This is a genomic window from Bacillus paranthracis, from assembly GCF_001883995.1.
Lineage (GTDB): Bacteria > Bacillota > Bacilli > Bacillales > Bacillaceae_G > Bacillus_A > Bacillus_A paranthracis.
Genome location: NZ_MACE01000049.1, coordinates 355,155 through 368,986, shown reverse-complemented (window position 1 = coordinate 368,986; position 13,832 = coordinate 355,155). Strand labels below are relative to the sequence as shown.

General features: G+C 33.0%; 14 protein-coding genes and 1 pseudogene. 13 read left to right on the top strand and 2 right to left on the bottom strand.

Annotated features, from left to right (window positions below; all coding sequences use genetic code 11):
• Positions 1-77: 77 nt before the first annotated feature.
• Together BAQ46_RS18940 and BAQ46_RS18935 are read left to right on the top strand one after the other, a co-directional pair.
• Entirely contained in the window at positions 78-1,286 is a 1,209-nt protein-coding gene (locus BAQ46_RS18940; protein ID WP_071742453.1) for a macrolide family glycosyltransferase, read from the top strand.
• Positions 1,287-1,453: 167 nt separating this feature from the next.
• Positions 1,454-2,299 carry a YitT family protein gene (locus BAQ46_RS18935; protein ID WP_000755132.1) on the top strand — a complete coding sequence of 282 codons (846 nt, stop codon included), beginning with the start codon at positions 1,454-1,456 and terminating at the stop codon, positions 2,297-2,299.
• 46 nt (positions 2,300-2,345) lie between these two features.
• Here BAQ46_RS18935 and pdxR read toward each other — a convergent pair whose 3' ends face one another.
• Positions 2,346-3,746 (bottom strand): MocR-like pyridoxine biosynthesis transcription factor PdxR, encoded by a 1,401-nt coding sequence (gene pdxR / locus BAQ46_RS18930; RefSeq protein WP_071742451.1) that lies wholly within the window; start codon positions 3,744-3,746, stop codon positions 2,346-2,348.
• A 130-nt stretch (positions 3,747-3,876) separates the two neighbouring features.
• Between pdxR and BAQ46_RS18925 the strand changes: the two genes are divergently transcribed.
• A complete protein-coding gene (locus BAQ46_RS18925; RefSeq protein WP_071742450.1) occupies positions 3,877-4,299 on the top strand; it encodes a GNAT family N-acetyltransferase in 423 nt (140 codons plus the stop codon).
• A gap of 147 nt (positions 4,300-4,446) precedes the next feature.
• A complete protein-coding gene (locus BAQ46_RS18920) occupies positions 4,447-5,574 on the top strand; it encodes a metallophosphoesterase (RefSeq protein ID WP_000411328.1) in 1,128 nt (375 codons plus the stop codon).
• A 29-nt stretch (positions 5,575-5,603) separates the two neighbouring features.
• Here BAQ46_RS18920 and BAQ46_RS18915 read toward each other — a convergent pair whose 3' ends face one another.
• A complete protein-coding gene (locus BAQ46_RS18915) occupies positions 5,604-6,221 on the bottom strand; it encodes a DUF1648 domain-containing protein (protein ID WP_001065185.1) in 618 nt (205 codons plus the stop codon).
• Positions 6,222-6,357: 136 nt separating this feature from the next.
• Between BAQ46_RS18915 and BAQ46_RS18910 the strand changes: the two genes are divergently transcribed.
• From BAQ46_RS18910 to essA, 9 genes and pseudogenes are all read left to right on the top strand, one after another.
• Positions 6,358-6,915 (top strand): GNAT family N-acetyltransferase, encoded by a 558-nt coding sequence (locus tag BAQ46_RS18910; protein WP_061130910.1) that lies wholly within the window; start codon positions 6,358-6,360, stop codon positions 6,913-6,915.
• Positions 6,894-7,007, top strand: a pseudogene (locus BAQ46_RS31115) (2'-5' RNA ligase family protein); the annotation flags it as partial. The gene BAQ46_RS18910 and the pseudogene BAQ46_RS31115, both read left to right, overlap by 22 nt.
• On the top strand, positions 7,004-7,489 hold the full coding sequence (locus BAQ46_RS18905) for a GNAT family N-acetyltransferase (RefSeq protein ID WP_000222818.1): 486 nt from the start codon (positions 7,004-7,006) through the stop codon (positions 7,487-7,489). The pseudogene BAQ46_RS31115 and the gene BAQ46_RS18905, both read left to right, overlap by 4 nt.
• Positions 7,490-7,501: 12 nt before the next feature.
• Complete coding sequence (locus tag BAQ46_RS18900; protein WP_000688088.1) at positions 7,502-7,873, top strand: cupin domain-containing protein; 372 nt, start codon at positions 7,502-7,504, stop codon at positions 7,871-7,873.
• On the top strand, positions 7,870-8,298 hold the full coding sequence (locus BAQ46_RS18895; RefSeq protein ID WP_000570295.1) for a GNAT family N-acetyltransferase: 429 nt from the start codon (positions 7,870-7,872) through the stop codon (positions 8,296-8,298). Before BAQ46_RS18900 ends, BAQ46_RS18895 begins: the two co-directional genes overlap by 4 nt.
• Positions 8,299-8,329: 31 nt before the next feature.
• Positions 8,330-9,211, top strand: a complete 882-nt coding sequence (locus tag BAQ46_RS18890; protein WP_001990263.1) for a phosphotransferase family protein — start codon at positions 8,330-8,332, stop codon at positions 9,209-9,211.
• 322 nt (positions 9,212-9,533) lie between these two features.
• Positions 9,534-9,830: a WXG100 family type VII secretion target gene (locus tag BAQ46_RS18885; RefSeq protein ID WP_000918605.1), complete on the top strand. Its 297-nt coding sequence runs from the start codon at positions 9,534-9,536 to the stop codon at positions 9,828-9,830.
• 127 nt (positions 9,831-9,957) lie between these two features.
• Positions 9,958-13,356: a type VII secretion protein EsaA gene (gene esaA, locus BAQ46_RS18880; protein ID WP_071742448.1), complete on the top strand. Its 3,399-nt coding sequence runs from the start codon at positions 9,958-9,960 to the stop codon at positions 13,354-13,356.
• Positions 13,328-13,831, top strand: a complete 504-nt coding sequence (essA, locus tag BAQ46_RS18875; RefSeq protein ID WP_000595664.1) for a type VII secretion protein EssA — start codon at positions 13,328-13,330, stop codon at positions 13,829-13,831. The genes esaA and essA overlap by 29 nt, the downstream gene beginning before the upstream one ends.
• Position 13,832 lies beyond the last annotated feature (1 nt).

The following is a 13,832-nucleotide window of genomic DNA, read 5'->3' as shown; positions in this document are numbered from 1 at the left end:
AGAATAGATTCCTTTATAATAGTTTTAAATTAATTAATATAATTAATTATTAATAATATTAGATAGGAGAGGATATGATGGCAAACGTACTCGTAATAAATTTCCCTGGAGAAGGTCATATAAATCCGACTTTAGCTATTGTAAGTGAGTTAATTCGGCGAGGGGAGACAGTTGTTTCGTATTGTATTGAAGATTTTAGAAAGAAGATTGAAGCAACAGGTGCACAATTCCGAGAGTTTGAGAATTTTCTCTCTCAAATTAATATTATGGAGCGAGTAAATGAAGGTGGGAGTCCTTTGACGATGCTGTCTCATATGATGGAAGCATCAGAACGTATTGTTACTCAAATTGTAGAAGAAACAAAAGGGGAAAAGTACGATTATTTGATATATGATAATCATTTTCCAGTAGGACGTATTATAGCCAATGTTTTAAAATTACCTAGTGTTTCTTCTTGTACAACGTTTGCTTTTAATCAGTACATTACTTTTAACGATGAACATGAATCAAGAGAAGTAGATGAAATGAATCCATTGTATCAATCTTGTTTAGCGGGAATGGAAAAATGGAATAAGCAGTATGGAATGAAGTGTACTAGTATGTATGATATTATGAACCATCCTGGTGATATTACGATTGTGTATACTTCAAAAGAATATCAGCCGCGTTCAGATGTATTTGATGAATCATATAAGTTTGTCGGTCCATCAATTGCTACTCGAAAAGAAGTAGGTAGCTTTCCTATTGAACATTTAAAAGATGAAAAAGTGATTTTCATTTCTATGGGAACAGTTTTTAATGAACAACCTGAGCTATATGAAAAATGTTTTGAAGCTTTTAAAGATGTAGAAGAGACAGTCGTATTAGTTGTTGGTAAGAAGATAAATATAAGTCAAATTGAAAACATTCCGGATAACTTTAAGTTGTATAATTATGTGCCACAGTTAGAAGTATTACAGCATGCTGATGTATTCGTGACACACGGTGGTATGAATAGTTCGAGTGAAGCACTATATTACGGTGTCCCGTTAGTTGTAATTCCGGTAACAGGAGATCAGCCTTTAGTTGCGAAACGAGTAAATGAAGTAGGGGCTGGAATAAGGCTAAATCGTAAAGAACTCACTTCTGAATTGTTACGAGAGTCTGTAAAGAAAGTGATGAATGATGTAACGTTTAAGGAAAATAGTCGTAAAGTTGGAGAGTCACTTCGAAAGGCTGGTGGATATAAAAGGGCAGTTGATGAAATATTTAAAATGAAAATGAATTCGTACTTGAAACTTAAATAAATGTTTGAGGCACACTTACTACAATGGGTAAGTGTGTTTCAATAAAAAATTACATAAAAATCACTATAAAGGTGAAACTTTTGTGTATATAAACTGATATCTTTGTATTAGTAGAGAAATTACGTTAAAATAATACTAAGAAAATATATAAGTTTTGGGGGTAATGAATGAAGAAAGTATTTGAATACGTATTATTAACAATTGGCTCAATTATTGTAGCAGGTTCATTAGAGCTTATTTTAGCGCCTAATGGATTAGTAGATGGCGGGGTAACAGCCATTGCTATTATGGCGAATAAAGTTGCAGGATTGCCGCTTTATGGAGTGTTCTTGGGGATTAATATCCCGATTTTATTATTTACTGCAAAAGTAATGGGAAAGAAGTTCTTTATCCGTACGTCCTATGCAAATGTTGTGACAACACTCGGATTGATTTATTTGAAACCATTTCCAGCAATTACAACTTCTGAATTGTTAATTGTTCTTTATGGAGGAGTTCTATTTGGTGTTGGTGTAGGAATTGTAGTAAAAATGGGCGGAGCAATTGATGGATCAGAAATGTTAGCTGTTTGGATGAATAAACATTTTAAAGTGCCGATTAGTACATTTTTACTTGCTGTAAATGCGGTTATTTTCATCTTTGTTGCCATTTTGTTTTCAATTGAACAAGCGATGTTCTCATTAGCAATTTTCTATATTGTTACGAAGATGATTGATTTCATATTAGATGGCATTAATCAAGGAAAGAGCGTTATGATTATTTCTGGTAAAAATAAAGAAATAGGCGATCTACTTATGAAAGAATTGCAATTATCCGTTACGTATCTACATGGAGAAGGTGGTTTTTTAGGAGAACATAAGAGAATCATTTATTGTATTACAAACCGTTTCATTTATCCGAAAATGAAAGATCTCGTTCTCTCTGTAGATCCAACTGCTATTATTGAAGCTTCCTATTCAACAGAAACAACTGGTGTCAAACGTCCGGGAAGGGCAATGAGATCAGAAAAATAGTGCATAAAAATAGCTCCACGTAAGTATAACTTGCGTGGAGCTATTTTTATTTAGGGAACCACGCTTTTTTCAGTAATTTGACAACAGTTTCAATACATTCCTCTCGAATACTGCCAAAACCGAGCAATACATATGACTCCTCCCTTACATTATAAACAGAATCGTATGTGGAGAGAGGGTATAACTTAATACGTTCTTTTGCAGCTGCATGAATAAGTTCTTGTTCATTCATCCCGTTATGAACGTGAAGTACAATATGAAGCCCGGATTGTTCACCGAGTATATGCACGTTATTTCCCATTTCGCTTTTAATAGATTTAATTAAAGAAATATGTTTTCTTTTATATAATGTACGACTTCGGTTAATATGACGTTCCCAATCACCACTTTGAATAAAGGTAGCAAAGGTAAGTTGTTGCATTGTAGAAACCGTTTGTTTAAACATACCACCAAGTTCTTTATAGACTTTTAAAAGATGAGGTGGTAAAACGATATATCCCATTCGTAAAGAAGGTAAAAAAGATTTCGAGAAAGTTCCCATATAAATAACACGTTCATTTGAATCTAGCCCTTGTAAAGAAGGAATAGGTTTTCCTATATAGCGAAATTCCCCGTCGTAATCATCTTCAATAATATAACCATTACAATCATTCGCCCATTTTAATAACTCGAGTCTTCTAGATAATGGCATAATGATTCCGAGTGGAAATTGATGAGATGGAGTGACATATGCCACATTGGAACCGGATTCACGTAAAGCGGAAATATGAATCCCTTTATCGTCTAAAGGGATCGGGTGAACAGGAAGGCCACAACTTTGAATCATAGCAGGTATACGGTGAAATCCAGGATTTTCGATTCCGTATTCTTTTTTTGAACCAAGTAGTTGAAGGAGTAGCCAAAGAAGAGGCTGCGTACCTGCTCCAATAATAATTTGATCAGGTGAAGAATGTACCCCGCGAGCATGATATAAATACTTTGAAATATGTTCTCGTAGAACGAGCTCACCTTGTGGATCTTCTTTAGCAAATAATTCATTTTCATACTGAAATAAAGTTTCGTGTAACGCTCTTTTCCAGTTTGTTATGGGAAAAGCTTTTTGATCAATAAGTCCTTGACTACAATCATAATCATATTGTTCTTTTTCTTTATTGTTAGTACTGCTTGACGCAATTTGTTGTTTCTTTTGAATGACATCAATATCTACTTCCGCAACAAAAATCCCGCGTTTCGGTTTGCTTTCTACGTAACCTTCAGCTAGTAATTGTTGATAAGCGGATTCAACTGTAATACGACTCACATTAAGTTGCATAGCTAAATTTCTGTGAGAAGGAAGACGTGTACCGGCACGTAGTGATCCATGAGAGATTTCTCGTTTCATATATTCGTAAATTTGTAAGTAAATAGGTGTTTTATTTTGTAACACTAATGGGATAGTCAGATCCATTTGTAGACGCTCCTTTTTATACTGGCCTTATAAAAAAGAATAGAACTGTCACTTAAGTTAAGGGCAGTTACTTTCTATAATGATGATATAACATTTAGAAAATTTTATAAATAGTAAGGGGAGAATCATAATGAATATTAAAGAAGTAGTAACAGAAGCTGATTTACATGAAGTATTTCCCGTATTACAGCAATTACGAACAAAACTTTCAAGAGAAGAAGCAAGTTCTTTATTTCAAAAAATGAAAGAAGAAAATTATAAACTATTTTCGCTGCGTAACGAAGAGAATGAAGTTGTTAGTCTAGCTGGTGTAGCAATTTGTACGAATTTTTATAATGAGAAACATGTTTATGTATATGACCTTGTAACCGCGGAAGCTCATAGATCAAAAGGGTATGGTAATGTTCTGCTGTCATATGTAGAAAAATGGGGGAAAGAAGAAGGGGGCAGTTCTATCGTACTTACATCTGCATTTCCAAGAATTGATGCACATCGTTTTTATGAAAGAGAGGGCTTTAATAAGGTAAGTTATTCTTTTTATAAAGAGTTATAATACTAAGTAGGTTCCGTGTGTAAAAATATATGGAACCTATTTTCTTTTTCAGTTTTGAGCTAGGGATAGGTCTAGCGATATGATTTGTCGAATATTAGAAATTTAAAATGGAATCTTGAATTTAGAGAATGTTAGGGGCGTTTATACTTGGAAAAAATAAAGAAATTATCTATACCAAATGATGTAAGAGTCATCATTATTTCTGATATTCATGGAGAATTAGACCTTTTTAAGGAACTACTACATAAAGTTAATTTTCAAGATGAAGATTATTTAATTATTAATGGCGATCTTTGTGAGAAAGGAAGAAATAGTATTGGCGTCGTAAACTATGTGATGGATCTAGTAGTTAGTAAGCCAAATGTGTATGTAATAGAAGGGAATTGTGAAGTTGTAGTTGAAGCACTTGTAAATGAAAATCCTGCTTTAATAAATTATTTGTGTACGCGAAAAAATACAATTTTTAATGAATGGCTAGCGCAATTGAATATTAACGTTCATAAAGAAAGTGATATCCGTGAATTGAAAACAAAATTAATGAGCCATTTCTCAAAAGAAATAAAGTGGCTAACAGAATTACCAACAGCGATTGAAACGGAGGATTATATCTTTGTACATGCTGGCCTTGAAGATAGAGAAGATTGGAAAGAGACAGAACGAAAAAATGCGATAGCAATGCCGGAGTTTTTCAATCAATCACATAAAGCAAATAAGTATGTAGTTGTCGGTCATTGGCCTGTTGTAAACTATTCAGAGAAGGCACCATCTAACAATCCTGTTATTGATAAGGAAAAAAAGATTATTGCAATTGACGGTGGAAATACGATTAAAGAGGCAGGACAATTAAATGCATTTATCATTCAGAGGACAAGTGCAAGTGATAAGTTTTCTTATACATATGTAGACTATTTTCCAGAATATGAAGTAATAGCAGATTTTCATGCCGATGCAACAATGCAGGGCGGGGTTACCTATCCACATTATTACATAGAGCCTATGGAGAAGAAGCAAGATTACACAATATGCAGGCAAAGGGAAACGAATACATTACTTTATGTGAAAGATGAATATATTAAGCAACTTGATTCAGGTGAATACACAGTGAAAACGGATATATCTTGTGCGCAAATAAGCGTAAAAAAAGGGGATATTGTTTCTCTCATTGATGGTAGCTGCTCAGGATATGATTTAATTAAAAAAGATGGAGTAGAAGGCTGGATAGAGAAAGGGATTTTAGTTGAGATAGAAAAGACGAAAAAGAAAATATTTAGCTGAAATAGGAGGGATGTAACCTCCTATTTTTTTTAAGAAGTAGATTGCTTGCTATCTTTAATAAGTAAATAAATCGTACTCGGTAAAATGACAAGCGTCATTCCTAAAATAATTGTTAGTATAGCATAACCTCTATAAGGAGTAGAAACGATAAATGGAAGCCCCGCTAGTAAAATACCTGCTATTATCATTGAAATACTACAAATATTTGAAGCTCTTTTTTCGAGGTGCTTATCATTCCATTCCAATGAAACAGTTGATTCAGTCGTATCAATTTTGGAACTGAAATAACCTATTAATATAAATAAAAGCCCTAATCCTAAAAATATAAAATGATCAAGAGGAAGTGAAAAGCCAAGAGCGATAAGGGCAATGACAATATCGACAAAAAATAAGAATAGTAAAATAGTATTGCCGATCCAAAGGAGAAATTTCTGATTACTCGCTGCTTTAGATAAAGCTAAAAATAAAAAGAATACGAAAGAACATATAATTATATTTACGATAACAAAAGTAGCTTTATCCATTGTTGATGTAGGCGTTCCATTGAAGTCCCATTTCGTAACAATATTTGATGGTAAGAAGAAATAGAGAATAATATTTGTCGTAACAATAGTGAGAAATAAAGTAATACTAAATCGATTATTCATTGAATCACCAGCTTTCTACATGAATAATTGGTATCTTATAACAAAATTATACAATATAATAAACGATATCTGTTTTGATTTTTCAGAAAAAACATTATAATTATATATGAAATAAAGAGAAGTGTAGGAGGAAATTATGAAAAGCGTAATCATAAAAGGGGATAGAGTAACAATTCGTACAATTGAAGAATCAGATATAAAAACATTATGGAATCTCGTGTTTAAAGAAGAAAATCCAGAATGGAAAAAATGGGATGCACCGTATTTTCCGTTTTCGATGCAAGAATACTCAGCCTATAAGGAAAAGATGCAAACTCGTTTAAAAGAAGAACCGCTATCCAATTTAATTATAGAACATAACGGTCAAGTTATAGGGACGGTCGGATTTTATTGGGAGTATAAACCGACGCGTTGGTTGGAGATGGGAATTGTCATTTATAATCCGGCTTACTGGAATGGCGGTTACGGTACAGAAGCGTTAACGTTATATCGGGATTTACTATTTGAAAAGATGGAGATTGGTAGAGTAGGGCTCACGACTTGGTCTGGTAATGAACGTATGATGAAAGTAGCGGAGAAAATAGGAATGAGCTTAGAAGGTAGAATGCGAAAATGCCGTTATTATAACGGAACGTACTATGACTCTATTCGAATGGGAATGATTCGTGAAGAATGGGAAGCGTTGAAAAATTAAAATTAATTAAGGTGGATTATGAAAATGGTTCTGCCATTTCTTCTAGTATATTAGCAGAATATAATGTAAAGAGAATGGAGACATCGAGATGACATATGTAATTAGAGAAATGAAGCAAGAAGATATTCATGCTGTACAATCAGTAGCGAAAATAGCTTGGCATGATACATATGAAGGCATTATTCCGGGAGAGATTCAAGACAGTTTTTTAGACGAGGCTTATTCTGACGAAAAAATGAAATATCGTCTTGAGAATACACATTTATTCGTTGCAGAAGAAGAGGGAGAAGTAATTGGCTTTGCAAATTTTTCACCTGTTAGACTGCAAAACGAAGCAGAATTAGGCGCGATTTATTTGTTACCAGATCAACAAGGGAAAGGGATAGGAAGTGCTTTATTACAAAAAGGGTTAACGGTATTAAAAGGAATTCGGAAACTATACATTCATGTAGAAGCAGCGAATGAAAAAGGAAAACGTTTTTATAAAGCGAAAGGTTTTGCGCAATTAGAGGAATTTGAAGAAGATTTTGAAGGACATATGATGCAGACAGTAAGGATGGTTTTATACATATAAGGAGGACTAGAAGTGAAGATTTTTGATTTTAGTGAAAAAGTAGGAAAGCAAATTACAGCATTTCAATCTAATTTCATAATGTCGAAAATAGTAAACCATCAAGGGAATATACATATCGGTGCTATGCATTTAAAAGAGAATGGAATAATTGGATATCATGAAGCAGTTGTATCGCAACTGCTTCTTATTGTGGACGGAGAAGGATATGTATGCGGAGCAGATAAAGAAAAAGTGAAGGTGAAGGCGGGACAGGCTGTGTTTTGGGAGAAGGGCGAATTTCATGAGACAAGTACAGAGCATGGATTAATGGCAATTGTTATGGAAGCGGAGGATCTTGAACGAGCGATATTAATGCCTATTAAAGAGGAGAGTTGTGAAAAATGATAGAAAAGGCAAACCGGAAAGAAACGGACGAAATAATACAATATGCAGCTCAATCGCTTTTTGAAGGTACGAGAGGAAATTGTCGGTTAAATACAGAGAAAGCGATTGAAATTACAAGGCCGATTGTAGAAAAAGGAGCGTATTATTTAGTCGTTAAAGAAGAAAACAATGTAATGGGATGGATATTGATAGGGGAAAATACGGACTATTTTTCTCATGACAAACTAGGGTTTATATACGAATTGTATGTTTTTCCAGAGTACCGCGGGAAAGGGTTATCAAGAAAATTAATGGAGGCTGGTATTAAGGAATTACAAAAGAATTATTCAGAAATTCGTTTGAATGTATTTGCTGGGAATTTTGCAAAAGAGATGTACGAAGAGTTTGGTTTTGTTGAAAGACAGGTAATTATGACTTTGAAGTGAGAAAAATATTGTGAGTGGGAGGAGGGAAAGAATGAGAAAAGAAAATGAGTATATTTCGTATTTACAAAGAGTATATCCAGAATTAAAAATAAGATCCGCTTATATAAATGAAATAGGCCAAAATAATGATGTATTAATTGTAAATGATAATATAGTATTTCGGTTTCCGAAATATGAAAAAGGTATTCAGCAACTGCGAATAGAAACGCAGTTGCTAGAGAAAATAAGACCCTTCATTACGCTTCAAATTCCCAACCCGAGTTATCAAGGGTTTCAAGATGAAGTACCAGGGAAAGTATTTGCAGGATATGAAATGATTGAAGGAGACCCATTTTGGAAAAATATCTTTACGGGAATAAATGAAGAGAAACAATTACAGAAACTTGCGTGCACATTGGCGGGATTTTTAAAAGAGTTGCATGAAATTCCGTTATCTACATTTGAAGGTATTATGCAATATGATAGTGCTGATATGTATTCAGAAATAAATAGTTTATATAGTCAATTGAAAGATTATGTTTATCCATACATGAGAGAAGAGGCAAAAAAAGAAGTTTCATTATCTTTTGAAACGTATTTAAATGAAGAGAGTCATTTTAATTTTACACCCAGTCTTATTCATGGGGATTTTGGTATGACAAATATTTTATATAGTGCAACAAAACAGGATATTTCTGGAGTCATAGATTTTGGTGGTGCAAGTATTGGAGATCCTGCTTATGATTTTGCTGGGATATTAGCTGGCTATGGAGAGGGGTTTTTACAATTCTTTTCAGCTTATTATCCCAATTTGGAAGAAGTAAAGGAAAGAATATATTTTTATAAAAGTACATTTGCGCTTCAGGAAGCGTTATTTGGGGTGATTAATAATGACAAGGAAGCTTTTGAAGCTGGAATAGCACAATTTGCTTAAAAATTTGATTGGTGAGAAAGAACAGTCAGTGGAGATGGGAAAATCATGATTTAGTAAACAATTTATTGTTGAAATTAAAAATGGATAAGTTCTTAAAGATATATAAAATAAAAGGTTTTCTTTAAATTTATAGTCGCTTTATAGAGTATGCCTCAAAAATGATGAATTGGAATTATATAATATAATGTTATTATAATAAAAGAGAAAATTTGGAAAAATATCATTTTTTTGTTTAGAAATTTTTAAATTATTGATATAATCAATTTGTAGAATTGATTATTGGTTAATTTTACTATTTTTAAATTTTAAGGGGGATTTAATAATGGCAGGACAAATTCGCATGTCACCAGAGGAGCTTAAATCGAAAGCGACTCGATATGGACAAAGTGCAAATCAAATTGAGGACATTTTACGTCAATTACAAAACTTACAAAATGAATTAAGAGGAGAATGGGAAGGTCGTGCTTTCGAAGGCTTTGATCAACAGTTCAATCAATTAAAGCCAAAAGTACAAAACTTCGCACAGCTATTACAAGAAATTAATATGCAGCTTAATAAAACTGCAGAAGCTGTTGCAAGACATGACGAAGATCTTTCTCGTAATTTCGGTCTACAATAAGACAGATAAAAAAGAAATATATAATTTAGCCATGCAACTATAGGTTGTATGGCTAAATTACTTTAAAACTAGAGTAAGATACGAAGTCTTTAACTTAATAGACTCGCAGTTGCAGGAGTGATAAGTAGTGAAAAAGTTCAAGTGGAGCATCTTGTTGTTTATTATTTTAGCTCTTGTGTTATCAACAGGGATCTCCTATTTAGCGTTAAACCAAAATGTTAAAAAAGCAAATGAGAACACCACGCCCAAAATGACAGTTGCATTGGTAAATGAAGATCAAGGTACTGTATTTGAAGGGAATAAAATAGCGTTTGGAGATCAATTTGTAAAAAATGTAAATAAAAACACGAAACAAGAATGGTACGTAGTGAGTCGTGGTGTAGCAGAAAGTGGTTTGAAAAATAATAATTACAATATGATGATTGTAATACCTAACGATTTTTCAAGAAAAGCTGTTGCGATTGATTCAGAACTTCCAGAGAAATTAACATTAAATTACAAAGTAAATGCAACTGGAAATAAAGATTTGAAAGCTGAGGCAGAAAATACAGCCTCTGCTATCTTAGAGGATTTTAATAAGCAAATCATCGATGTTTATTTTGCAAGTATTATCGGTAAGTTACAAGGTGCACAAGATAATATAGGTAAAATAATTGAAAAAGGAACCGCTCAAACAACTATGTACAAAAAAGATGTACATAGTCCTTTGGCAAATTATACAAATCAATTTAAAACGGTACAAGATTACACTGGTATTTCTGTTAATAGTTTTAAAGGATTCCAAGATGTTTTAAAAGGGTTTGGTCAAGCTTTAGATGAAGGTAATAAATCTAATAATACGTATTTAGAAGGATTTAATAACTTTCAAAAAATGCAAACTGATAATAATCTGTTAGCGAATAACTTTACAAATCAATTTAATCAGTATATGAGTGATATGAATTCAGGCGATGTATTAAAGCAGTTAAGCGCATTGGAATCCGCAAATAAAATTATCGCAAATCAATTTACGCTTTCAGAGAAAGATCCTAGTATTTTAGCTGATGCTTCAGCAATACAGAAGTATTTAACAGATGTAAAAAAACAAGTGTCAGAATATGATACAGAACTTGCAGGGAAATTAGAGAGTGACATTCAAGCAACAATCCTAAAACGATTACAAAAGTCTATATCAAATGATGGACAACATGAAGTAGTTATAAATTCGTTAATGAAACAACCAGATCTTCGTATTAAACAACAAATTGAAAATTTAATTGCGAAGTTGCCTAGTTTGAACATGGAAGAAATCGTTCAAAGTGATTTGCCGGATGTAACGAAATTACAACTGAAAAACGTAATCCAATTTACGAATAAATATAATAAAGAAAATAACTTTTATTATGACCCTGTAAATAAAATATCTTTAGGGAATTCAATTAAAGAAATAAAAGAAAGCTTATCTAAAGATGGAATTATATTCAACGATACAGCGAAAGTAATTGGAATGGATTCTTCGCAAACTATGAATATAACTATTCCTAGTGGCTTTGAGTTATATGGTAGTACAGATTCACTATTAATTGATGGTGTGGACCGTACAAGTGAATTCTTGCAAAACGGAGCAGTTGCAATATCAGCACGTAATGAGGGAGATTTGAAAATTAGCCTTCATGTGAAGTTAGTAGATCCAAGTATGAATATAGATGTTTTCTCTCCAGTAACGTGGGAATGGAAATTGAATGGTAATTACGAGAAAGAAACCAGTACCGGAAAAGAAGAACCTAAAAAAGAAGAACCAAATAAAGAGAATGAAGGAACAAAAACAGAAAATAGCAAGGTAGAAAATGTAGTTAATCAAACGCAGTATGGAATCATGCCGCTAGTAAACACTGTTAAAAAGCCTATCATTCAAAAGACAGAACAGAATAATAATAACACCGGAGGAAACCCAGAAGGCGGAACGGGAACAGATAACGGAAACGGAGGAAACCCAGGAGGCGGAACGGGGACAGATAACGGAAACGGAGGAAACCCAAATCAAGGTGGTGGCTCAACAGTTATTGAACGTACAAATAATTATATTGTACATCAAAAAACTGAGAAGTTAACAGATAATACATCTAATGTATTAATTAAAGAAGCAGTCGAGACCGTTCAAAGTTATCAAGGTTTAATGAGTCTTTATCAAATGTATTATGGTATTGATTTAAGAACGAATGATGTGGGGCCTAAGCTTGAAGAGGGAAGTTTAGATGCGATTGCTACTGATCATTCATTGTACTATATGTTAAATAAGCAAAGTGTAATTGATTTAATTTCAAATCTTGTATCAGCTAGTATTACGAGTGAAGTAAAACAAGATATGATTGGTTTAAAACAAAAAATGGACTCTTACCAACAGCTCATTACTAGTGCAGATCAAAATTCAATGCTACTAGCAGAGAAATTAAATGAAACGATGCAACAAGCAACTAGTATGAATCAAAATTTAGGTGAATATTTAAAAGGTTTAGCGAAATGGCGTGAGAGTAGCTTAAAGTTAGCTGAAGAACAACAAGTATTAACGACTAATAATGCAGGTGAACAAACAGCTGTACTATCATTAGACTCTGGTATTAAATCTTTAACGATGCAAACGCAGTCATTAGTAGAGAGTTCGAAGCATAGTTTAGCGACATCAGATGATGTATATAAAACATTTGATCAAATTAATGGACAAGCAAAAGAAATTCAAGAAAGCGGAACGACAATTGTTTCAAAAGCAGATTCTTTATTAAATGATTTTACGAAGAAAATGGAAGATGACAAAGCATTCTCGAAAAACTTTACGAAGATTTTGGCAAATAGTCGTATTGGAGATCGTCAAAATGAAATGCTATATGAGTTTTTAGCTAGTCCAGTTCAGAAACAAAATGATGGGGTAATTGTAGCAGGTAATGCTTTTACACCGTACTTAATCGTATTAACTTGTTTCATTGTTGCGCTATTTACAGCATACGCAATTGCCAATCAAGAAAAGAAACGAACGCAATCAGATCATTTTGAAGAGAGATTCTCTTTAATTGATATGAATGTACCAACTACAGTAGTAGCATTTGGAATATCGATTGTGGAAGGAATCAGTATAGGAATCATTTCAGGCCGTCTTTTAAAATTCGGTCAGGATCAAAGTTTACTATGGATTGCGTTTATCACATTTATTATGATGGCGTTTGTACTAGTTTCAACATACTTACTGCGACAAATAAAAATGGTAGGAATGTTTATCTTATTAGTATTTTTAAGTATGTATCTATTTTTAACTGAAGCAGTTGGAAGTAAAGTAGATCAAATGTCTTCTGTAGGTAAAATGCGTCAATTTTCACCACTTCAATATATAGAAGGTTTTTTAAATGATTTTATTAGCGGTAAAGATACTGGAAAAGTTATTTTTATCGTATTGTTTGTAATTGCCATTATAGGATTAGCTAGTAATCTATTTGTATGGCACAAGAAATGGGAGGAAAAAGAAGTAAATGATCAAACAATGGAGCATAGTGGTTAAGTTATCATTTATTTGTTTCCTTTTACTGTTTGTCGCGCTACCGATAAGGAGCGCGGCCGACAGTTATCTTGGTGATGATGGAAAGATTCAGTTTAAAGTAGATCGCTTTGAAGATAAAGACCAAGAAAAAAATAAAAAGGAACATAAGGAAACGGAATTAGATAAAGCATCAATTGAATTATTTAATAAAGATATAGAAGAAGAAATTCAAAAAAAGAAAAAGAAAGAACAAAAAGAGATGGAATCTTTAAGAGATTCTCTTTTTATAAAACAAAAAGAGAATAATAGTGTTAAAGATACGAAAAATAGTTTGTTTAGCAGTGAATACATTGTGAGAAAAAGTGCAGATGAAGTAGCAAGTAATGAAACAATGAATGCAGAGCCAATTAGTATAACAGTAATATTATTATTTGGCGGCGGCATTATACTTATTTGTATCGGTATTTATACGGTTCTTCGTAAAAGTTGGAGGTAAA

What these genes read in the sequence shown, in the direction of transcription:
- BAQ46_RS18940 (WP_071742453.1), top strand. Translation starts at nt 78, where the DNA reads ATGGCAAACGTACTCGTAATAAATTTCCCTGGAGAAGGTCATATAAAT.
- BAQ46_RS18935 (WP_000755132.1), top strand. Translation starts at nt 1,454, where the DNA reads ATGAAGAAAGTATTTGAATACGTATTATTAACAATTGGCTCAATTATT.
- pdxR (WP_071742451.1), bottom strand. Translation starts at nt 3,746, where the DNA reads ATGGATCTGACTATCCCATTAGTGTTACAAAATAAAACACCTATTTAC.
- BAQ46_RS18925 (WP_071742450.1), top strand. Translation starts at nt 3,877, where the DNA reads ATGAATATTAAAGAAGTAGTAACAGAAGCTGATTTACATGAAGTATTT.
- BAQ46_RS18915 (WP_001065185.1), bottom strand. Translation starts at nt 6,221, where the DNA reads ATGAATAATCGATTTAGTATTACTTTATTTCTCACTATTGTTACGACA.
- BAQ46_RS18910 (WP_061130910.1), top strand. Translation starts at nt 6,358, where the DNA reads ATGAAAAGCGTAATCATAAAAGGGGATAGAGTAACAATTCGTACAATT.
- BAQ46_RS18905 (WP_000222818.1), top strand. Translation starts at nt 7,004, where the DNA reads ATGACATATGTAATTAGAGAAATGAAGCAAGAAGATATTCATGCTGTA.
- BAQ46_RS18895 (WP_000570295.1), top strand. Translation starts at nt 7,870, where the DNA reads ATGATAGAAAAGGCAAACCGGAAAGAAACGGACGAAATAATACAATAT.
- BAQ46_RS18890 (WP_001990263.1), top strand. Translation starts at nt 8,330, where the DNA reads ATGAGAAAAGAAAATGAGTATATTTCGTATTTACAAAGAGTATATCCA.
- BAQ46_RS18885 (WP_000918605.1), top strand. Translation starts at nt 9,534, where the DNA reads ATGGCAGGACAAATTCGCATGTCACCAGAGGAGCTTAAATCGAAAGCG.
- essA (WP_000595664.1), top strand. Translation starts at nt 13,328, where the DNA reads ATGATCAAACAATGGAGCATAGTGGTTAAGTTATCATTTATTTGTTTC.